Source organism: Enterobacter sp. 200527-13 (assembly GCF_027924865.1).
GTDB lineage: Bacteria > Pseudomonadota > Gammaproteobacteria > Enterobacterales > Enterobacteriaceae > Enterobacter > Enterobacter ludwigii.
Genome location: NZ_BSCM01000004.1, coordinates 291,907 through 310,288, shown reverse-complemented (window position 1 = coordinate 310,288; position 18,382 = coordinate 291,907). Strand labels below are relative to the sequence as shown.

Sequence of the window (18,382 nt, the reverse complement as noted above, 5' to 3'; positions counted from 1 at the left end):
TGATTTAGATATATCGTATTCACCTGAGAAGGGTCTCACCATGACATCCACCCGTTACCCACAACGTGTTCGTAATGATCTCCGTTTTCGCAAGCTGGACGTGCTTCGCGTTGAGCGTGTCAGCGCAGGTTTCCAGCGCATTGTTTTAGGCGGCGAGGCGCTGGAGGGCTTTAGCTCTCGCGGTTTCGACGACCACACAAAAGTGTTTTTCCCGGCTCCGGGGGCGACCTTTGTACCACCGGTTGTTACCGATGAAGGTATCGACTGGGGCGACGGTGTGCGTCCGCAGGCGCGAGACTATACGCCCCTGTACGATGCCGAACGGCATGAGCTGGTGCTCGATTTCTTCATACACGATAGCGGCGTTGCCAGCCACTGGGCGACAGAGGCAAAAGTGGGTGACACGCTCACGATTGGCGGCCCGCGCGGTTCGCTGGTTGTGCCGGAAGATTATGCCTGGCAACTGTACGTGTGCGATGAATCCGGCATGCCCGCGCTGCGCCATCGCCTGGAAAGCATCGCAACACTGCCGGTTCGCCCGGACATTCATGCGGTGGTGACGGTCGGTGATGCGTCGTATCAGGACTATCTGGCCCATCTGAGCGCGTTCAACATCACCTGGGTTGTCGGCCACAGCGAACAGGCGGTGGCCGAGCGTCTGGCAGCGTTGACGGTGCCTGCGGAAGATTATTTTATCTGGCTGACCGGGGAAGGGAAGGTGGTGAAAAACCTGAGCCGTCAGTTTGAAACCGACGCAATCGACCAGCAGCTGGTGCGTGCCAGTGCATACTGGCACGCTAAATAATCAGGCTGCGGACTCCAGCTGCGCTTCGCTCACCTGATGTTCGAGCGAGGCGCGAACGTCGTGCAGCGCCTTCTCCTGCTGGGCAAAGTAGGCTTCCATATTGCTCAGCGACGAGACCAGCAGCCAGGACTCCTCTTTCTCCAGCTCCGCCAGCTCGTTCACTAACGTGTCAATCTGCTCGCGAACCTGCGCCATTTTTTTGCGGATACGTTCCAGATCGTTCAGCCTGTCGCTGGCCATCAGCGGCTCAAAGCCCTGCTGCAGACGTGCCACCAGCGAACGAATGGCTTTAACGTCACCACGCTGTTTGGCCTGGTTGAGTTGCACCATCATCGCGTTGGCTTCTTCTTTCAGATCGTCAGCGACCAGGTCCGGATGGCAGAGCTTGCTCGCCTGACGCCAGAGACGCTTCAGTTCGTTCTGATCTTCCTCGGAGAGGTTCTTGCCTTTACGCAGACGCATTTCGGCATCGTGATGCTGCTCGCGGTATTTCTCGTACTCTTCATTGGCCTCGTCGCGCGCCTGACGTGCAGGCTCTTCTTCGCGCGTTAAGCCACTCTCCAGCTCCAGCGCTTCGGCCAGCAGGTTAGCAATCAGATTGCTTTGCTGCTGCAGTTGCTTACGCGCCTCGGCGGCCTGTACGGAATCCGCAGGCAGATCGCGCCAGCGCTGGGTCAGCATCGCCAGCACCTCCACCGCCTGCGCCATATAGCGCTGGCAGCGACGGTAATCTTCCTCACGTCGACGCGCCTCCGCCTGCTGACGTCGCAGGTTCAGCTCCGCCAGCGTTTTACGCAGGGCGAGGATCTGCTGCATCAGCGGTCCGAGGCGTGAGAAATAGAGATCGTTGAATTCATCGAGCTGTTGCACGCGGGCATTGCGACGGTCAATCAAATCCCTGAGGCGCTCTTCCAGCGCTTTCAGCTCCATCTTGCTGGCCGCCACCTGCGGGTCACGCCATTGCGTCATGGCGCGCTGGCCCTGTAGCCAGGCAGCGATCGCCGCCATGGCAACGGTATAGTTTTTCTGCTCAAGCGCCGCGACGATTGCCTGTAGCTCATCGTCAAACGCTTCATTTTTCAGCCGTGTCAGCTGGCTCTGGATGATGTCGTCGTCTTCCAGTTCAATCGCATTTTTTATGATTTCTAGCCGTTTGATCGGTGTGCTCATGATGCCTTTCGCTTTGGCGCTTAAGTATTTGAGTTAAGGTTAATTGTTGTAAACGCTACAGGAAATAATACACACGGATGATGATCGGCGCGATGAGGGATTTCTTTAGTTTTTAGGGTTTGTGAAGAAGAGTGGCACGAACAGGAAGCCGAAAGGCTGGCGGGGGAGCGTTGGCCCCGGTTCTTGTTCTGCCAGTCCTGAAGGAATACCTAAGGCTGAATGCCCTGCATAGCGAAATCGAATGATGCCATACGTACCATACGACCCGCCATCAGTTCACCTCGCTGTAGATGCCCACCACACGGCCCAGTGTTTTTATCTCATCGATACCGCATTCAAAGGGGACTTTGCCGCCCGCGACGTGGAGTTTTTTCCCCGGCAGCAGGGTTAAATCACGAAGACTGACAGTGCCTTCAATCTCAACCAGCCATAGCCCGTCGGTTAATGACGCCCCTTTTTCAACAAAGTGGAGCTTTGCCTCAGACCGGACTGCGATACCGCGAGTGAGCGGTTTGCTAAAGAGATGTGAATCGATACTCAAAGTGGAATTTTCTTCCAGCTGACCATCACTCAGAGTGAATGTGACAACAGCAACGGGATCGCCAGGCGCAGGGTTACCTTCAAACTGGGCACCCTGTCCGGTCATCAACCAGCGCAGGCTGGCCCCTGTGTCCAGTGCACATTGTACCGCGAAGTCGTAGGAGATGGTGCCGCGCGCGTAGCGGTTTTGAAGGGAACTGGCGGCAATATTGAAGTGCCGGGCCAGCTGGATTTTTTGGGTAAAACCATATACCTGACAGATTCTATCGAGTAACTCTTCATTATTCACTTGAGAATCTAAAATCAAAATATATTCCTTTGGGTATTTACTAATGCTCAATTGGGTATTAGTATCAATGCGAATTCGGGCAATCAGCGGCAGACGTTGGCAAACAGAGGCTAATGATTGCAGACATTATCAAAATGGGAATCATGCAACATGGCTTCTGAAATCGCAATCATCAAAGTGCCAGCCCTGTCGTTAGGCTGGCGCAGTTCGCTGCGCTGGAAAGCGGCGTAACGCGTAGGCCAATCCCGTTTTCAGCCCGTTACGGGTGAGTAATTCACACAGTGTGAATCAACGCGAGGGACGTTATGGCAATAGAAGCGACACGTGCAACGGTCCCACTCAAGGTGGGGGCACGTCTTTCCGGGCTTAATCACGTGGCCGAACTGCGTGCCAGGCACTGGGGCGATAACGAGAAAGCGCTGGCGCGGTTTTTGGCCGAGATGCGTGATAAGCGCGATCCCTGTTTTGAAGAGAATAACAGGGCGCTGGCCGCCATCTTTTTCCTGGCTAAATTACCCGCCGCCCGTCACGAATGCGGTATCAATGAGCTGACGACTGAGGAGAAAAGAGCACTTATCGGAGCCATGAATCATTTCCGTGCAGTCGTGAGTTTATTTCCTGAACGGCTGACCATGCCGCTTTAATCCACCCCAAAACGTAATGGCGTAAACCCGCCGGGCATTTTATTGCCTGAATTAAGGAGAATGAGTGATGCGAAATAGCGAAAACCGCACTTTTCTGAACGGGCGCGAGGAACTCCAGCGCCTGCTGGTGCAGGCGAAGATGGAGGAGCGCAGGGCGCGCGCTCTCGCCGTCTCCCTGCGTCTGGAGGCATTAGCCAGTCACATCTATAAAACCGGAATGTGTGGCGAAGACGCAGCGGAACTGCTGTGTCACGAGGCTGCCCGTTACGAACGCGAATCCCAGGAGCTGCACTGATGGCCGATTTTATCGATCAGGCGCAGGAGCGTGAGCTTGAAGATCGCGAACGTCATATTAATAGCGCCCGCCAGCGATGCGCATCGCCCTCGCGTTTTACCTGCGAGGAGTGCGACATCCCCATCCCCGAGGCGCGGCGAAAGGCGTTACCTGGAGTGGCCTTATGCGTCACCTGCCAGGAGATAACGGAGCTGAAAAACAAACATTTCCGGGGAGGATAAATTGGTGATGTCATTTGCTTATCCGTGGAATGAACCCCGATCGGCTATTGCCAGCCCCTACCTGACTCACCCCCAATTACAGCGTCGCGACCGTCTGTTCGCGGCGCTGCTGCAAGCCAGAAAAGCGCTCGCTCTGCAGCCTGACTGCGTGCGTTTTGACGTCTGGCGCACGGTTGATGCTCTTGAACTCCATCAGGGCAGCCTGCGAGCCAATGCCTTTTTGATTCGGTTCTGCAACAGGGTATTACCACGTCTGCAGCAGGTCTCTGCACGGTATGCCTGTTCAGGTGTTGACCGTAACGTCTCCACCGCCGTTTTTGGTGGACACTTCGACACGCCGCTTTTGCAATATCTTGCATCGCGGATGGTTACGCTGATTGCCCGCTTCAACCGTCTCCCGGATATGTCCCGCGCCGATATTGATTTGCTGGCCGCTGACATCGCTGGCTTTATTCGTTCCGAGCTGGCGAATATCAATGACGCTGGCCTCGGCGAATTTCAAACCCTTCATGTCTGGTATCAGCGAGCTGGATTAATCACCCGCCAGTTCAATGTACTGCCTCCTCACTGGGAGCGCGTGTCGAAGATACTCTTTAACAAAGAGGACATTGCGCCAGCGGTGATCCGCATGTTTTCCGAAGACTGGTGGCGTGGACGACTGCGTCGCATGGCGGCCGCCTGGCGTGAGCATGTGCAGATTGCACTTGGAAACGTCAGCAAAAAGAAGTCTGCCTATGCGAGTAAACGCTGCATCACTGACTGGCGTGAACAGAAGCGGCGCACGCGTGAATTTCTTAAAGGTCTGGAACTGGAGGATGAAGAGGGCAACCGTATAAGCCTGATTGCCAGGCACGATGGCTCGGTGGCCAATCCCGCGATACGTCGCTGCGAACTGATGACCCGCATCCGCGGGTTTGAAAATATCTGCCATGAGCTTGGCTACGTGGGCGAGTTCTATACCTTAACCGCGCCGTCGAAATATCACGCCACCCTGAACACCGGCTATCGTAATGGCAAATGGAACGGGGCGAGCCCTGCGGATACACAAAGCTACCTGACAAAACTGTGGGCGCGGATCCGGGCAAAACTCCACCGGCAGGCGATTCGTCTGTTTGGCATCCGCGTTGCTGAACCCCACCATGACGGTACGCCTCACTGGCACATGCTGATGTTCATGCTGCCCGAAAACGTTGAGCGCGTTCGCCGCATTATGGAGGAATACACACAGGAGGAAGACGCTTTTGAACTGCAAAGCGATAACGCCAGAAAAGCTCGTTTTCACGCTGAAGCTATAGACCCGCAGAAGGGCAGCGCCACCGGTTATATCGCTAAATACATCTCCAAGAATATCGACGGCTATGCCCTTGATGGCGAGACAGATCACGAAAGCGGCGAGTTGCTTAAAGTGACTGCATCTGCTGTTTCGGCCTGGGCGGCGCGCTGGCATATCCGTCAGTTTCAGTTTATCGGCGGTGCACCGGTGACCGTCTACCGTGAGCTGCGCCGTTTGACTGATACGCAGGCCGCACACGGTCTGAGCGTAGAATTTGCGGCAGCGCATGACGCCGCGGATGCCGGAGACTGGGCAGGATACGTCAATGCACAGGGAGGACCGTTTGTTCGTCGGGATGCGTTGCAGGTGCGCACGCTGTATGAGCCCCGTGCCGAATACAATCAGTACGGCGAAGAACGAGTCTGTATTCGCGGCGTTTACGACACCGCACTCGGCCCGGGCTCGCCGATTTTGACCCGGCTCACGCAGTGGAAAATTGTGCCGAAGCGTGCCGTTGATTTGGCCGTTGACCTTAACGGCACCGCTGCGCGTTCTTGGAGTTCTGTCAATAACTGTACGGTGAGCGACGTCTCTCAACCCCTCAGCCGGCGTGCGAGACGCGCGTTAGCCGCACGCATAACCCTCCCCAGACCGGTTGCAAAGACTCCCTTTGTCTATGAAAAGGATCCGCAGAACGGAGTGGCAGAGAGAGTGATTGATGAGATACGGCTCGCCACCGGAATAACGATCAGCCGGGGGGAAGCCCTGCATCTTATGGCGGGGGGCATTAGCCGTTTTAACGACAAATGGTGCCGGGGATCTGCAGACGGATCGCTATTTCCTGCGGCACCGTCTTATCAGCAAAAGGCCCGGAAAATCCTTGAACGTATAAGGTATTTAACGCATCTGATAAGCAAAGGGATTCGCTAATCTTCATCGATATCATGTACATACCTCGCATGGTTCTGATTTTTTGCTTCACTCTTTTTATGAATACATGCTACTGTATGTTTATACAGTATCTCGTGGTGGAGGTTGTGTGGACAGAGAGTTGAACGAGCAAGTCATGATTGAACGCGTCGAGATGATTGCGCGGCTGACGACAGAAGGAACGTGTCAGGAAAGAGATCGTGAAATTGCCCTGAATTTGATCGCTGAGATTGCGAGAGGAAATTTAATCAGGAACAACGCGTTTACCGTGGTTTTCTCTGCATCACCCGTTCCGGACAGAATCAAAAAAGAGGCCAGCGTGCGGGTGAACATTACCCTGGATAAGGATCAGCTTATTGGTCCGTCCGTCGTGGAGGCGTTTCAGGACGAATTAACCCGCAGGATAAGATCCGTGTTTCCGTCAACGCTGGTTACCGTTAAAAAAGGATCCATGACCGGCGTGGAGTTGCAGGGGATTGAAAGAGAGGCCGATCGCGAAGCGCTGGACAACATCCTCCGCGAAGTCTGGGAAGACGAGAGCTGGCGCTAGGCCTTCTGCCATCTCGCGGGCAGTCTGTTGTGTCCGCGATTGTCCATCCTGCAGCGATAGCAAAAAGGGCGCCAGCGCTGGAAACTCAACGGTACCTGGAAATCCGGATGTTGGGAGCGTCTGATGAAAATCTATGCAATGCAGGGGGACACGCTTGATGCCATCTGTGCCCGTTATTATGGGCGCACGGCAGGGGTGGTTGAAACCGTTCTGAACGCCAATTCTGGCCTCGCGGAGTTGGGGGTCATCTTACCTCATGGCACGCCGATAGACATGCCAGAGGTTGATAGCGCACCGACTAAAGAATCAGTGAACCTATGGGACTGAGTCTTGAGAAAATCACCACGTTTATCGCCTACTGGCTGGCCGTAGCGCTGGCCTGGTTCGGGGCGATGTCTCCTGAAAAAGTCGCGCTATACGTGGGAAGCCTCTGCGCCATTTTTACCGCGCTGACGAATTACTGGTTTAAGCGGAAAACCTATCGCTATCTGACCTCTCTTGGACTCGATAAGAAGAGTATTCGTGAACTCAATCATTAAGCGTTGCAGCGCCGCGGGCGTACTGGCCCTGGCGGTGCTGATGCCTGACTTCCGGTTACTGAACACCTCACCGGAGGGGTTGGCGCTCATTGCTGATCTCGAAGGGTGTCGCCTGTCGCCTTATCGTTGCAGTGCGGGCGTATGGACATCAGGCATTGGCCATACGTCAGGCGTCGTGCCGGGACGGGAAATTACAGAGCGTGAGGCGGCAGCGAACCTTGTTGCCGACGTGATGAACGTTGAAAGACGGCTGGCGGTATGCGCACCGGTGGAGATGCCGCCCCGTGTCTATGATGCGCTGGTGAGTTTTGCCTTTAACGTTGGAACAGGGGCTGCCTGCCGTTCCACGCTGGTGTCATTCATTAAGCGTAAACAGTGGCCGCAGGCGTGCAATCAGCTTACCCGCTGGGTGTACGTCAATGGGGTCAAAAATGCTGGACTGGAAAACCGTCGAGCTCGTGAGAAGGCCTGGTGCCTGAAGGGGAAGCCATGAAACCTCTTCTGCTGGTACTGGCCGTTCTGCTGGCCATCACGCTGTGGTTTCGTCATGACAACGTGAACCTGTCCCGCTCTCTTGCTAAAGCCAACCAGATCGCCCGCGATCAAAAAAACACAATCAACACGCTGCTTCAGCAGTTATCCGAAGCACAGCGGATTGCCAGGTCGAACGAAGATGCGCAGGTCAGGCTCCGCGAGGATCTTGTTGCCGTCGGCGAGGAGATGGCACGACGCGAAGCGGCTATCGGGAAATGGGTAAATGAAAATGAAGAGTTACGCCGCTGGTATAACGCTCAGCTGCCTGATGCTGTGCGCAGGTTGCACACCCGCGCCGCCTGCGCCTCCGCAGCACATTGTTTACAACGCCTGCCCGAAGGTGAGCGCCTGTCCGATGCCGGGAAGTGAGCCCATCACCAACGGCGATCTCAGTGCTGATATTCGTCGGCTTGAGCATGCCCTTATCGCCTGCGCGCTGCAGGTCGAAACCATAAAAGACTGTCAGGATAAACTCGATGCACAAACTCAACAGCCTGCGTCAGGCATTAATTGACGCCGTTCCCCAACTGAACGATCACCCTGATCATCTGCAGATGTCGGTGGGGAGCGGAAATATTGACGCCCGCCTCGCGTCCTCGCTCTCCTTTGAAAAAAAGTATGAACTGAAAGCGAATATCAGTAGCTTCGCCGGCGACAGCGAGGGGGTCTTCGTCCCGGTACTGGCCTGGCTGCGTGAAAACCAGCCAGATATTTTTACCCTCGATGACGGGCGAAAAAACGGGTTTCTCTTTGGCGTCACCTTCAACGACGATGGTACGGTGAATATCAGCTTTAGCCTGCAGCTCACCGAGCGCATTCTTGTTTCGCAGGAGCAGGGAACGTTGCATGCCACCTATTCCCCGGAGCCGCCGTTGCCAGAGCCCGTCACACGTCCGCTGGAGCTGTATATCAACGGTGAACTGGTCAGCCAGTGGAAAGCGTAAGTTCACCACGCTGATGGCTGTCCAGCCATCAGCGTGAACGATTGTTGTTTCATCCCGCATAAAACTCCGTCTCGTTGCTGCCGATCCCCCTGAAGGGCATTCTCTTCTCATGAATACACTCACTTCCATGCACGGTATCGCTCGCGCGATCCGTAACCTGATTCGTATCGGTGTTGTCACCGATGTTGACCTCAACAGAGGGCTCTGCCGCGTCCAGTCCGGAGGGATGAAAACCACCTGGCTGAACTGGCTGACCTGTCGCGCCGGCCGTTCGCGCGTGTGGTGGGCGCCGTCCGAGGGAGAACAAGTGCTGCTGCTGGCCATCGGCGGTGAGCTTGATACCGCCTTCGTGCTGCCAGGTATCTTTTCCGATGACCACCCGGCGCCGTCAGGTTCCCCTGACGCACTCCACGTCTCGTTCCCTGATGGGGCGGTTATCGAGTACGAGCCCGGGAGCGGAGCACTCACGGCCACAGGCATTAAAACGGCTGACATCACAGCCTCTGAATCACTCACCGCCACCGTACCGGTGGTCCTGGTGAAGTCTGAGACGCGCATCACCCTGGATACACCTGAGGTGGTGTGTACCAACAAGCTAATTACCGCCTCTCTTGAAGTGCAGAAGGGCGGGGTAATGGCCGGCAATATTGAGCATTCCGGCGGTAAATTCACCTCCAATGGGGTGCAGGTGGACAACCATGCTCACGGCAGTGTGCAAAGCGGCGGAAGCTGGACTAAGGGGACGCAATGACGGTGCGCTACAGGGGAATGAACAGTCAGACCGGGCTCAGCATTTCAGAGGCTGAACATATCAGACAAAGCGTGCGGGACATTCTGGTTACGCCGATTGGCTCGCGGGTGATGCGCCGCGAGTACGGTTCACTGCTGGCGGCAATGATCGACAGGCCGCAGAGTCCGGCGCTGCGCCTGCAAATCATGGCCGCATGTTACTCCGCTATCCAGAAATGGGAGCCGCGGATCAGCCTGACGGCCATCACTTTCGAACGTTCGGAGAATGACGGGACGCTGTATGTCGATCTCACCGGCACCCGCCAGACCTCCGGGCATTCCTTTTCTATCACTATTTCATTGAGTTAAACGCTATGGCTATTGTTGATCTGAGCCAGCTCGCCGCGCCGGATGTCGTGGAGGAGGTGGATTACGAAACGCTGCTGGCAGAACGAAAGGCCACTTTTGTCTCGCTCTATCCCGAAGAAGAGCAGGAGGCAATTGCACGAACGCTGACGCTTGAGTCGGAACCGATTGTGAAACTGCTGCAGGAGAATGCGTATCGGGAAGTTATCTGGCGCCAGCGCGTTAACGAGGCCGCGCGTGCGGTCATGCTGGCCTACGCCACCGGTAGCGATCTCGACCAGCTTGGTGCTAACGCTAACCTTGCGCGTCTGGTGATAACGCCTGCCGACGACACGACGTTTCCGCCCACACCGGCAGTGATGGAGTCTGACACCGACTTTCGTTTGCGCATCCAGCAAGCCCCGGAAGGGCTGAGCGTGGCGGGATCGACGGGGGCTTATCAGTTCCATGGCCGCAGCGCGGATGGCCGGGTGGCGGATATCTCTGTCATCAGTCCTCAGCCTGCGAACGTTACCGTCTCCGTGCTGTCCCGGGAGAATAACGGCGTGGCGTCTGAAGAGCTGCTGGCCATTGTGCGCAACGCGCTGAACGATGAGGACGTCAGGCCCGTTGCCGATCGTGTGACCGTTCAGTCCGCCAGCATTGTCGACTACCGCATTGCGGCTTCTCTTTTTCTCTTCCCAGGTCCCGAAAGCGAGCCAGTGCTCAACGCGGCAAGGGCCCGGCTGCAGGCCTATATAACGGCACAGCACCGGCTCGGGCGGGATATTCGTAAGTCCGCCATTTACGCTGCACTGCATGTTGAGGGTGTACAACGCGTCGAACTGACCGCGCCTGCGGCCGATATTGTGCTTGATGAAACCCAGGCCTCATGGTGCAGCCAGTACAGCGTAACCGTTGGGGGAAACGATGAGTAATACCCGATTGTTACCGGTGGGGTCGTCGCCGCTTGAGGTCGCGGCGGCGCGCGCCTGTGCCGACATTGAGAATACCCCCGTCCCGCTTCGTCACCTCTGGAATGCCGACACCTGCCCGGCAAATCTGTTGCCCTGGCTGGCTTGGGCGTTTTCGGTTGATCGCTGGGATGAAAACTGGCCGGAGGCCACCAAGCGCGATGTTATCCGCAATGCATGGTTTATCCATGCACACAAAGGAACGATCGGCGCAGTACGCCGCGTGGTGGAGCCACTTGGCTATCTGATCAACGTGACGGAATGGTGGCAAACCAACGACCCGGCAGGCACGTTTCGCCTGGACATTGGCGTGCTGGAAACCGGCATCACCGAAGAAATGTATTACGAAATGGAGCGGCTTATTGCTGATGCAAAGCCTGCCAGCCGACATCTTATCGGCCTCAATATCATTCAGGACGTTCCGGGCTATCTCTATACCGGTGCCCTGAGCTATGACGGCGACATCATCACGGTTTACCCCGGATAAGTGAGAGCACAATGACAGTGAAGTATAAAACGGTTATCACCAAAGTCGGCGCCGAAAAACTGGCTGCCGCAACCGTCCCGAACGGGAAGAAAGTGAATTTTACGGCGATGGCGCTGGGTGATGGCGGCGGCACGTTGCCGATGCCGGATGCCAGTCAGACCAGGCTTGTGAATGAAGTCTGGCGTCATGCCTTGAATAAAATCAGTCAGGACAACAAAAAGCGGAACTATGTGATCGCAGAACTTCTCATTCCTCCCGAAACAGGCGGTTTCTGGATGCGAGAAATGGGGCTTTATGATGACACCGGGACGCTAATTGCCGTCGGGAACATGGCTGAAAGTTACAAGCCATTGTTGGATGAAGGCTCAGGTCGCGCGCAGACTGTGAGGATGGTGATCATGGTCAGCGATATCGCCTCGGTCGAGCTCTCAATAGATACTTCTATGGTCATGGCGACGCAGGAGTATGTAGACGAGAAGCTTGAAGAGCATGAACAATCCCGCCGTCATCCGGATGCCACGACCAAGGATAAAGGCTTTACACAACTCAGCAGTTCGACCGACAGTGCGTCTGAGACACTCGCCGCAACACCGAAAGCGGTTAAGGCCGCCTATGATCTTGCAGCCGGGAAATACACGGCTCAGGACGCCACTACAGGACAAAAGGGTATTGTTCAGCTCAGTAGCACAATTGATAGTGTATCCGAGTCTCTTGCAGCAACACCTAAGGCTGTGAAAATAGTTGGCGATGACCTCTCAAAACTAAAAAGCAGCCTGGGTACGGCAGCGACCAAAAACATACAGGAAGCTCCAGACGATATTACTCCAGGTCGGGTGCTGGTAAATGGTGGTGCAGTTGCTATCAGAGGAGTGTCTGCGAGAGCCAGCACGGGACTTTCAAATGCCGATGCTCTGCCATCCAATTCAGTTAGCTTTTGTTATTCGAATGCAACAAATTCACCAGGTTATGAGGCAACTATCCTCGATATTGGCGGGCTTGGCGGTTATCGGGTGCAGTATGCTGCATCTTATGGTGATGGTGGTAAACAGCTTAAATTCCGCTCCCTTAATGGCGACAACAATGTCTGGGGAGGCTGGACAAAGGTCATCACTAATCATGGCGGAAGTGTTTCGTACTTGTCAGATGCAACTTATTACCAGACGAATCCCACAGGTTGGTACGGCTCTGGCGCTTTTGCTGATCAGTATCAAAACAATGCTGCACCATTTTTGATGCCAAAAGGATATCAATCTCCTAACGGTACTTCTATTTATCTACCGATAATTAAGGGCTTTTCGGAAACTGTCGGTCATGGTTATGGAACAGCGATAAGTTTTGGCGTTTATCGCACTGGCACCAACGCTTTTGGAGCGGCGATTATCAATTTAACTGGCGATGCCAGGAATAGTGTTAATTTTCTGTTTGATATTAACGGTAATTTTGATGCCCCTGGGCAAGTTACTAGCGGTGGTAATATTGTTGCCGGGCAGGGTTTATTTGAATCAGGCGGAGCGGTACGAGTTTACTCGTCAAATAACCCACCTCCACAACAGGATTTAAGTCCTTATGCAAGGCAAGACTGGACGTTGCAATACTTTGTTCGAGATGTAGCAATGGGGGCAGAAGGGTCATTCATAATTATGCAAAACGGTTGGCAACGGGTTCCGGCTGGATGCGCAATGACTGGATGGAATGCAGAAGGTCAAAACCCCGGCGGGGATACTATTTTTTATCGTCCGATTCAAAAATACATGTCTAATATTGGATGGATTACGGTAGGTCATACAGCATGATTACACTTAAAAATTTCGTTCAATATGAACCAGAATATAAAGAATTTTTGTTTAATGCTATATTTATTCAATCAGAGGAGGGGCTGGACTGGTATTACCATATGTCACGTTTTCAGCCTGATACACTGAAGATTTGCTTTGACAAAAATAATATTATTCGCTCTTTCAGTCATCAGGTTGATCGCCTCTTTCCTCTGGGGATGTCTGTTTCGGAAGTCGATCCAACAGAAGTGCCAGAAGGGCTGAATATACACGGTGACTGGGTGTGGAGTGGCACTAAAATTATTCCACGTCAGTTGACAAGGGAGGAATTAATTCAACAGGCGGAAACCAGAAGAAGTGAATTGCTTGCCGAAGCTTCGGATACTATCGCCCCCCTTCAGGACGCTTCAGAACTCGGCATTGCAACAGACGAGGAAGCTGCCACGCTGTTGCTCTGGAAGCACTATCGGGTGATGCTAAACCGGCTGGATCTCAGCACTTCACCAGAAATTGAATGGCCAGAACGCCCTGCCTGACCCCAAACCCTCCATCCGGAGGGTTTTTCGTTTGTTGTGTAATCCTTTCTCCAACCCCAATACGTCGCATCAATCGTGCGCTCCACAGACAATAGCCTCACCACTAAACGAAGGAGTTAAACGGATGGGCGACTATCATCACGGCGTGGAAGTCATCGAAATCAACGATGGCACCCGCACCATTTCCACCGTCTCGACGGCAATCATCGGCATGGTCTGTACGGCCAGCGATGCGGACGACAAGACATTTCCTTTAAACGAGCCTGTGCTCATTACGAACGTGCAAACCGCGATTGCGAAAGCCGGGAAAATGGGGACGTTGTCCGCTTCCCTGCAGGCGATTGCCGATCAGTGTAAACCGGTTGTTGTTGTCGTACGTGTCGCTGAAGGCACCGCTGATACCGCTGAGGAAGCACAGAAAGAGACTATCTCTAATATCATCGGTACAACCGATGAAAACGGTAAGTACACCGGTCTGAAAGCGCTCCTTACCGCGAAAACGGTCACTGGCGTTAAGCCACGTATTCTCGGTGTTCCGGGGCTGGATTCGCAGGAAGTGGCGACCGCGCTGGCCGCCATGTGCCAGAGCCTGCGCGCGTTTGGCTATGTCAGCGCATGGGGTTGTAAAACCATTTCAGCCGCTATCGATTACCGCAAAAACTTCAGTCAGCGCGAGCTGATGGTGATTCACCCTGATTTTCTGGCGTGGGATACCACCACCAACACGACGACCCACGCCTGGGCCACTGCACGTGCTCTCGGCCTGCGCGCCAAAATCGACCAGACGATTGGCTGGCACAAAACCCTGTCCAACATCGGCGTTAACGGTGTCACAGGTGTAAGCGCCTCCGTGTCCTGGGATCTGCAGGAACAAGCGACCGATGCGAACCTGCTTAACCAGGCCGGCGTCACCACGCTTATTCGTAACGACGGCTTCAAATTCTGGGGCAACCGTACCTGTTCAGACGATCCGCTCTTCGTCTTTGAAAACTACACCCGTACCGCGCAGGTGTTGGCCGATACCATGGCCGAAGCACACGCATGGGCAATGGATAAACCCATTACGCCAACGCTCATCCGCGACATCGTTTCCGGTATCAATGCCAAATTCCGTGAGCTGAAAACCAACGGCTATATCGTTGATGGCACTTGCTGGTATGACCCGGAATCAAATGATGCATCGACCCTGAAAGCAGGGAAATTGTACATCGATTACGACTACACCCCTGTCCCGCCGCTGGAGAACCTGACCCTGCGCCAGCGCATCACCGATACCTATCTGGCAGACCTGTCCGATTCGGTTAACAGCTAAGGAGCTGAAGCATGGCGTTACCACGCAAACTTAAATATCTGAACATGTTCAACGATGGCCTGAGCTATATGGGCGTTGTTGAGTCTGTCACCTTACCGAAGCTCACCCGCAAACTGGAGAAGTATCGCGGCGGCGGTATGCCGGGCTCGGTCTCTGTCGACCTCGGCCTGGACGATGATGCCCTGGCGCTTGAGTGGACCATTGGCGGTCTGCCGGACGTCGCGCTGTGGGCACAGTATGCCTCTCCGGGCGCGGACAGCGTGCCCCTGCGTTTTACCGGCTCCTTCCAGCGTGACGACACGGGCGAAATCTCCCCCGTCGAAATCGTCATGCGAGGCCGTCATAAAGAGTTTGATGGTGGTGAAAACAAGCAGGGCGAGAGCGGCACCACCAAGATGTCCACCGAGTGCGCTTACTACCAGCTGACCATCGATGGCAAAGAGATCATCGAAATTGACATCATCAACATGGTGCTGAAAGTCGACGGCGTCGATCGTCTGGCGGAACACCGTAAGGCGATTGGCCTGTAAACCTTTAACCGGCCGGGACTGCCGGCCGGTAAGTTAACTTTCTGAAGAGTAACGAAATGGAAAATATCAACGAGACCGTCATTAACGAAAGCGAAAACCCGAACACCATTACGCTCGACACCCCCGTTCTGCGCGGCGAGCAAAAAATCGAAAAGGTGACCGTCGCAAAACCTAACGCGGGGACCCTGCGTGGGGTATCGCTGGCGTCGCTGGCACAATCTGACGTCGATGCGCTGATTAAAGTGCTGCCGCGAATGACCTCTCCGGCCCTGACCGAGCATGAGATTGCGCGTCTGGATGCTTCCGATCTGCTCTCTTTTGCGGGCAAGGTGATCGGTTTTTTGTCACCGGCTTCGGCTCGCTAACATTTCCCGAAAACCTGTCGGTCGATGATCTGATGGCGGATATCGCGGTGATCTTTCACTGGCCGCCGTCAGAGCTGTACTCGCTGAGCATGACCGAACTCCTTATATGGCGCGAAAAGGCGCTGCAGCGAAGCGGAAACTACCATGAGTAATAATGTCAGACTTCAGGAGTTGCTTAAGGCAGTCGACCGGGCAAGCCGACCGCTTAACGCTATCCAGAACGCCAGTCTCTCTCTCGCGGCCAGTATCCGCGATTCAGAGGCGGCGTTGCGCGCGCTTGATGAACAGGCGGGCCGCATTAACGGCTTCAGAAAAGCCAACGAACAGCTCGCCGTGACGGGGCAGTCTCTTGCCCGGGCGAAACAGCAGACCGCGGAGCTGGCGCTCCAGCTCAAAAACACCCAGAACCCCACCCGTGACCAGGCGGATGCGCTGGCGGCAGCCCGCCAATCTGCCGCCGCGCTTAAGCTTGAGTACAACAGTTTACGCCAGTCGGTGCAGCGCCAGCGCGGTGAGCTGGCGCAGGCAGGGATTAATACGCGCACGCTGTCGTCAGATGAGCGTCGTTTAAGACAGGGTATCAGCGAAAAAACGCTACAACTAAATCGACATAAAGAGGCGCTTGCCAGGGTCAATCAGCAACAGGAGCGGCTTAATACCGTTCAGAACCGCTACGAGTCTGGCAAACGTGTTGCCGCGGGTGTGCAGCAGTTTGCTAATGCGAGCGCAGGAATGGCAAAGGCGGGCTTTAATCAGACGTCCCGCTTTATTGCCCCAGGCATCCGTTTTGAAAAGCAGATGTCTGCCATACAGGCAAGCCTGGGTCTGCAGAAGGGGGATACCAGGCTGGAGGCCATTCGCCAGCAGGCACGGGATGTCAGCGTCAGTACAGGAACCTCTACAGATGTGGTCACCCGGGCGCAGGGCGAGCTGGCCCGATCAGGCTATGACGCCGACGGGGTGGTGGCCGCCACTGTGCCGACGGTTAACCTCAGCCTCGCAGGGAATATTGATGCCGCAAAAGCGGTCGACATCATCCGCAGCACGCAGGCCTCGTTTAACCTGGCGAATACGGATGTTGAACGCGTTGCAGATGTCCTTACCCGCGGTTTCACTGCGTCCAATACCAGTCTCACCGAACTGAGTACCGCCGTTGCATCCGCCGCACCTGCCGCCGGAGAAGCCGGCGCCAGCCTTGAGGAGACCACCGCGCTGCTTGGTATTCTGATGGAAAAGGGGATGAAAGGTGCCGATGCCGGCGCAGAGGTTAGCGCCATGTTGAGCCGCCTGCAGACGCCGGATGGGCAGCGTTCTGCAGCGCTGAATGAACTGAAGGTGCAAACCCGGGATGGCGAGGGTAATCCACTGCCGACAGAGAATATCCTCAAGGCGATCTCTGCCTCATTCGAAAACAGCAAAATCGGTGCGGCTCAACAAACTGAATACCTGAAGGCCATTTTCGGTGCGGATGCGATGCAAGGCGCAGGCGTACTGGTTTCAGCGGCTGGGAATGGAACGCTGGATAACAAGCGCCAAACACTCCAGGGCGCGAGGGGGAGCACCGCGCTGACAGCCTCGGTTCAGGGCGATAACCTCGAGGGTGATATCAGCAAGTTCCAGGCTGCATTAAACGGCCTGAAGATTGATGTCTTTGATAAGGCCGATGGTGCCCTACGCACGCTGATCTCAACCGCGACCGGATGGCTTAGTACGCTCTCTCTCTGGGTCAACGCTAACCCTGCACTGACGCAAGCCCTGGTCAGCGTGGTTATGGGCGCACAAGCCTTTGCCGGTGTCCTGGGCACGCTAGGTATGGTGGTCGCCCCCATTGTGTCAGGCCTGAATCTGGTGATAACCGCTGCCGGGATGCTGGGCACGGTATTCAGCGTAGTGGGGGGGAGCATCATGACGGTGCTGGGCGCCCTGAGCTGGCCCGTTATTGCTCTCGGAGCGGCAATTGCCGCCGGCGCTTTACTGATTCTTAAATACTGGGAGCCCATTAGCGCCTTCTTTGGCGGGGTGATTGAGGGGCTTTCTGCGGCCTTCGCGCCGCTGGGCGAGCTGTTCTCTCCGCTGTTACAGGCCTTTGGTTTCATTTCAGAAAAACTGGGCGGGATCTGGCAGTGGTTCATCGATCTGATTGCGCCGATTAAGGCGACGCAGGAAACGCTCGACAGCTGCAAAAATGTCGGCGTGGCGTTCGGTCAGGCGCTGGGAGATGCGCTAATGGCGCCGCTAAATCTCTTTAACAGCCTGCGCGGCAAGGCCAGCTGGCTGCTGGAGAAACTCGGCGTCATAAAAAAAGAGTCGGGCAATATCGACTCGGCTGTACCGAAAGAAGGCACCTCCTCTGCTGACGCCGGCAGTGCCTGGGACCCGGCGTCACCTGTTTACAGCGGCTTCATGGGATACCAGCCGATGGCAGCAGCGGGAGGGCGTTCTTACATCGATCAGAGTAAAAGTGAATACAACTTCACGCTGCAGGGAAGCGCAGCCTCCGGAACGGATCTGACTCGTCAAATCCGGGAGGCTATAGAGAGCAGTGAACAGGAAAAAGCGAGACGGCAGCAATCCAGCTTTATGTATGGTTAAGGA

The 18,382-nt window shown here is 55.2% G+C and carries 25 protein-coding genes; 23 read left to right on the top strand and 2 right to left on the bottom strand.

Translation table 11 applies throughout. The annotated features are described in order from the left end of the window. Positions 1–40: 40 nt before the first annotated feature. On the top strand, positions 41–805 hold the full coding sequence (locus QMG44_RS16285) for a siderophore-interacting protein (protein ID WP_086532085.1): 765 nt from the start codon (positions 41–43) through the stop codon (positions 803–805). Here QMG44_RS16285 and QMG44_RS16280 read toward each other — a convergent pair whose 3' ends face one another. Together QMG44_RS16280 and QMG44_RS16275 are read right to left on the bottom strand one after the other, a co-directional pair. Continuing rightward, positions 806–1,975, bottom strand: a complete 1,170-nt coding sequence (locus QMG44_RS16280; RefSeq protein ID WP_047956131.1) for a DNA repair protein — start codon at positions 1,973–1,975, stop codon at positions 806–808. A gap of 271 nt (positions 1,976–2,246) precedes the next feature. Then, positions 2,247–2,822: a phage repressor protein CI gene (locus QMG44_RS16275; RefSeq protein ID WP_086532086.1), complete on the bottom strand. Its 576-nt coding sequence runs from the start codon at positions 2,820–2,822 to the stop codon at positions 2,247–2,249. A 287-nt stretch (positions 2,823–3,109) separates the two neighbouring features. On the opposite strand from QMG44_RS16275, the gene QMG44_RS16270 reads away from it, so the two are divergent. The 22 genes from QMG44_RS16270 (at position 3,110) to QMG44_RS16165 (ending at position 18,379) form a co-directional block, all read left to right on the top strand. Beyond that, entirely contained in the window at positions 3,110–3,448 is a 339-nt protein-coding gene (locus QMG44_RS16270; RefSeq protein ID WP_032679002.1) for a DUF5347 domain-containing protein, read from the top strand. A 67-nt stretch (positions 3,449–3,515) separates the two neighbouring features. Next, complete coding sequence (locus QMG44_RS16265; RefSeq protein WP_020883596.1) at positions 3,516–3,743, top strand: DUF2732 family protein; 228 nt, start codon at positions 3,516–3,518, stop codon at positions 3,741–3,743. Beyond that, entirely contained in the window at positions 3,743–3,964 is a 222-nt protein-coding gene (locus tag QMG44_RS16260) for a TraR/DksA family transcriptional regulator (protein WP_032679001.1), read from the top strand. The genes QMG44_RS16265 and QMG44_RS16260 overlap by 1 nt, the downstream gene beginning before the upstream one ends. Positions 3,965–3,971: 7 nt before the next feature. Further along, positions 3,972–6,167, top strand: coding sequence for a replication endonuclease (locus QMG44_RS16255; RefSeq protein ID WP_086532087.1), 2,196 nt, complete (start codon positions 3,972–3,974; stop codon positions 6,165–6,167). A gap of 109 nt (positions 6,168–6,276) precedes the next feature. After that, on the top strand, positions 6,277–6,717 hold the full coding sequence (locus QMG44_RS16250; RefSeq protein ID WP_020883599.1) for a DinI-like family protein: 441 nt from the start codon (positions 6,277–6,279) through the stop codon (positions 6,715–6,717). Between the two features lie 123 nt (positions 6,718–6,840). Continuing rightward, positions 6,841–7,044, top strand: coding sequence for a tail protein X (locus QMG44_RS16245; protein WP_020883600.1), 204 nt, complete (start codon positions 6,841–6,843; stop codon positions 7,042–7,044). Then, entirely contained in the window at positions 7,035–7,256 is a 222-nt protein-coding gene (locus tag QMG44_RS16240) for an HP1 family phage holin (RefSeq protein ID WP_014171693.1), read from the top strand. Before QMG44_RS16245 ends, QMG44_RS16240 begins: the two co-directional genes overlap by 10 nt. Further along, the gene (locus tag QMG44_RS16235; protein ID WP_014171692.1) at positions 7,240–7,749 is read left to right on the top strand and encodes a lysozyme; all 510 of its coding nucleotides are present in this window, start codon (positions 7,240–7,242) and stop codon (positions 7,747–7,749) included. Before QMG44_RS16240 ends, QMG44_RS16235 begins: the two co-directional genes overlap by 17 nt. Then, positions 7,746–8,159 (top strand): Rz-like lysis system protein LysB, encoded by a 414-nt coding sequence (gene lysB, locus QMG44_RS16230; protein WP_165764078.1) that lies wholly within the window; start codon positions 7,746–7,748, stop codon positions 8,157–8,159. The genes QMG44_RS16235 and lysB overlap by 4 nt, the downstream gene beginning before the upstream one ends. Beyond that, complete coding sequence (gene lysC / locus QMG44_RS16225; RefSeq protein WP_072126476.1) at positions 8,059–8,304, top strand: Rz1-like lysis system protein LysC; 246 nt, start codon at positions 8,059–8,061, stop codon at positions 8,302–8,304. Before lysB ends, lysC begins: the two co-directional genes overlap by 101 nt. After that, positions 8,267–8,734, top strand: a complete 468-nt coding sequence (locus tag QMG44_RS16220) for a phage tail protein (RefSeq protein WP_063156869.1) — start codon at positions 8,267–8,269, stop codon at positions 8,732–8,734. Before lysC ends, QMG44_RS16220 begins: the two co-directional genes overlap by 38 nt. 109 nt (positions 8,735–8,843) lie before the next feature. Beyond that, entirely contained in the window at positions 8,844–9,485 is a 642-nt protein-coding gene (locus QMG44_RS16215; protein WP_020883605.1) for a phage baseplate assembly protein V, read from the top strand. Continuing rightward, entirely contained in the window at positions 9,482–9,832 is a 351-nt protein-coding gene (locus QMG44_RS16210) for a GPW/gp25 family protein (protein WP_014171687.1), read from the top strand. Before QMG44_RS16215 ends, QMG44_RS16210 begins: the two co-directional genes overlap by 4 nt. A gap of 5 nt (positions 9,833–9,837) precedes the next feature. After that, the gene (locus tag QMG44_RS16205) at positions 9,838–10,746 is read left to right on the top strand and encodes a baseplate assembly protein (protein ID WP_044866165.1); all 909 of its coding nucleotides are present in this window, start codon (positions 9,838–9,840) and stop codon (positions 10,744–10,746) included. After that, positions 10,739–11,269 carry a phage tail protein I gene (locus QMG44_RS16200; protein WP_032678995.1) on the top strand — a complete coding sequence of 177 codons (531 nt, stop codon included), beginning with the start codon at positions 10,739–10,741 and terminating at the stop codon, positions 11,267–11,269. Before QMG44_RS16205 ends, QMG44_RS16200 begins: the two co-directional genes overlap by 8 nt. 11 nt (positions 11,270–11,280) lie before the next feature. Next, positions 11,281–13,062 carry a phage tail protein gene (locus QMG44_RS16195; protein ID WP_281853202.1) on the top strand — a complete coding sequence of 594 codons (1,782 nt, stop codon included), beginning with the start codon at positions 11,281–11,283 and terminating at the stop codon, positions 13,060–13,062. Beyond that, entirely contained in the window at positions 13,059–13,580 is a 522-nt protein-coding gene (locus QMG44_RS16190; RefSeq protein ID WP_165764046.1) for a tail fiber assembly protein, read from the top strand. Before QMG44_RS16195 ends, QMG44_RS16190 begins: the two co-directional genes overlap by 4 nt. A 124-nt stretch (positions 13,581–13,704) precedes the next feature. Then, positions 13,705–14,892 carry a phage tail sheath protein gene (locus QMG44_RS16185; protein WP_025202978.1) on the top strand — a complete coding sequence of 396 codons (1,188 nt, stop codon included), beginning with the start codon at positions 13,705–13,707 and terminating at the stop codon, positions 14,890–14,892. 11 nt (positions 14,893–14,903) lie between these two features. After that, the gene (locus QMG44_RS16180; protein ID WP_232937744.1) at positions 14,904–15,422 is read left to right on the top strand and encodes a phage major tail tube protein; all 519 of its coding nucleotides are present in this window, start codon (positions 14,904–14,906) and stop codon (positions 15,420–15,422) included. Between the two features lie 56 nt (positions 15,423–15,478). Then, positions 15,479–15,787 carry a phage tail assembly protein gene (locus tag QMG44_RS16175; RefSeq protein ID WP_014171680.1) on the top strand — a complete coding sequence of 103 codons (309 nt, stop codon included), beginning with the start codon at positions 15,479–15,481 and terminating at the stop codon, positions 15,785–15,787. A gap of 32 nt (positions 15,788–15,819) precedes the next feature. Continuing rightward, the gene (locus QMG44_RS16170) at positions 15,820–15,939 is read left to right on the top strand and encodes a GpE family phage tail protein (protein WP_014171679.1); all 120 of its coding nucleotides are present in this window, start codon (positions 15,820–15,822) and stop codon (positions 15,937–15,939) included. After that, on the top strand, positions 15,932–18,379 hold the full coding sequence (locus tag QMG44_RS16165; protein WP_086532090.1) for a phage tail tape measure protein: 2,448 nt from the start codon (positions 15,932–15,934) through the stop codon (positions 18,377–18,379). The genes QMG44_RS16170 and QMG44_RS16165 overlap by 8 nt, the downstream gene beginning before the upstream one ends. Positions 18,380–18,382: the final 3 nt, after the last annotated feature.

Excerpts from the sequence above, each read along its gene's own strand:
- QMG44_RS16285 (WP_086532085.1), top strand. The coding sequence starts at position 41 with ATGACATCCACCCGTTACCCACAACGTGTTCGTAATGATCTCCGTTTT.
- QMG44_RS16180 (WP_232937744.1), top strand. The coding sequence starts at position 14,904 with ATGGCGTTACCACGCAAACTTAAATATCTGAACATGTTCAACGATGGC.
- QMG44_RS16185 (WP_025202978.1), top strand. The coding sequence starts at position 13,705 with ATGGGCGACTATCATCACGGCGTGGAAGTCATCGAAATCAACGATGGC.
- lysC (WP_072126476.1), top strand. The coding sequence starts at position 8,059 with ATGCTGTGCGCAGGTTGCACACCCGCGCCGCCTGCGCCTCCGCAGCAC.
- QMG44_RS16255 (WP_086532087.1), top strand. The coding sequence starts at position 3,972 with ATGTCATTTGCTTATCCGTGGAATGAACCCCGATCGGCTATTGCCAGC.
- QMG44_RS16210 (WP_014171687.1), top strand. The coding sequence starts at position 9,482 with ATGACGGTGCGCTACAGGGGAATGAACAGTCAGACCGGGCTCAGCATT.
- QMG44_RS16245 (WP_020883600.1), top strand. The coding sequence starts at position 6,841 with ATGAAAATCTATGCAATGCAGGGGGACACGCTTGATGCCATCTGTGCC.
- QMG44_RS16280 (WP_047956131.1), bottom strand. The coding sequence starts at position 1,975 with ATGAGCACACCGATCAAACGGCTAGAAATCATAAAAAATGCGATTGAA.
- QMG44_RS16260 (WP_032679001.1), top strand. The coding sequence starts at position 3,743 with ATGGCCGATTTTATCGATCAGGCGCAGGAGCGTGAGCTTGAAGATCGC.
- QMG44_RS16195 (WP_281853202.1), top strand. The coding sequence starts at position 11,281 with ATGACAGTGAAGTATAAAACGGTTATCACCAAAGTCGGCGCCGAAAAA.
- QMG44_RS16270 (WP_032679002.1), top strand. The coding sequence starts at position 3,110 with ATGGCAATAGAAGCGACACGTGCAACGGTCCCACTCAAGGTGGGGGCA.
- QMG44_RS16165 (WP_086532090.1), top strand. The coding sequence starts at position 15,932 with ATGAGTAATAATGTCAGACTTCAGGAGTTGCTTAAGGCAGTCGACCGG.
- QMG44_RS16220 (WP_063156869.1), top strand. The coding sequence starts at position 8,267 with ATGCACAAACTCAACAGCCTGCGTCAGGCATTAATTGACGCCGTTCCC.
- lysB (WP_165764078.1), top strand. The coding sequence starts at position 7,746 with ATGAAACCTCTTCTGCTGGTACTGGCCGTTCTGCTGGCCATCACGCTG.
- QMG44_RS16215 (WP_020883605.1), top strand. The coding sequence starts at position 8,844 with ATGAATACACTCACTTCCATGCACGGTATCGCTCGCGCGATCCGTAAC.
- QMG44_RS16200 (WP_032678995.1), top strand. The coding sequence starts at position 10,739 with ATGAGTAATACCCGATTGTTACCGGTGGGGTCGTCGCCGCTTGAGGTC.
- QMG44_RS16240 (WP_014171693.1), top strand. The coding sequence starts at position 7,035 with ATGGGACTGAGTCTTGAGAAAATCACCACGTTTATCGCCTACTGGCTG.
- QMG44_RS16170 (WP_014171679.1), top strand. The coding sequence starts at position 15,820 with ATGGCGGATATCGCGGTGATCTTTCACTGGCCGCCGTCAGAGCTGTAC.
- QMG44_RS16205 (WP_044866165.1), top strand. The coding sequence starts at position 9,838 with ATGGCTATTGTTGATCTGAGCCAGCTCGCCGCGCCGGATGTCGTGGAG.
- QMG44_RS16265 (WP_020883596.1), top strand. The coding sequence starts at position 3,516 with ATGCGAAATAGCGAAAACCGCACTTTTCTGAACGGGCGCGAGGAACTC.
- QMG44_RS16190 (WP_165764046.1), top strand. The coding sequence starts at position 13,059 with ATGATTACACTTAAAAATTTCGTTCAATATGAACCAGAATATAAAGAA.
- QMG44_RS16175 (WP_014171680.1), top strand. The coding sequence starts at position 15,479 with ATGGAAAATATCAACGAGACCGTCATTAACGAAAGCGAAAACCCGAAC.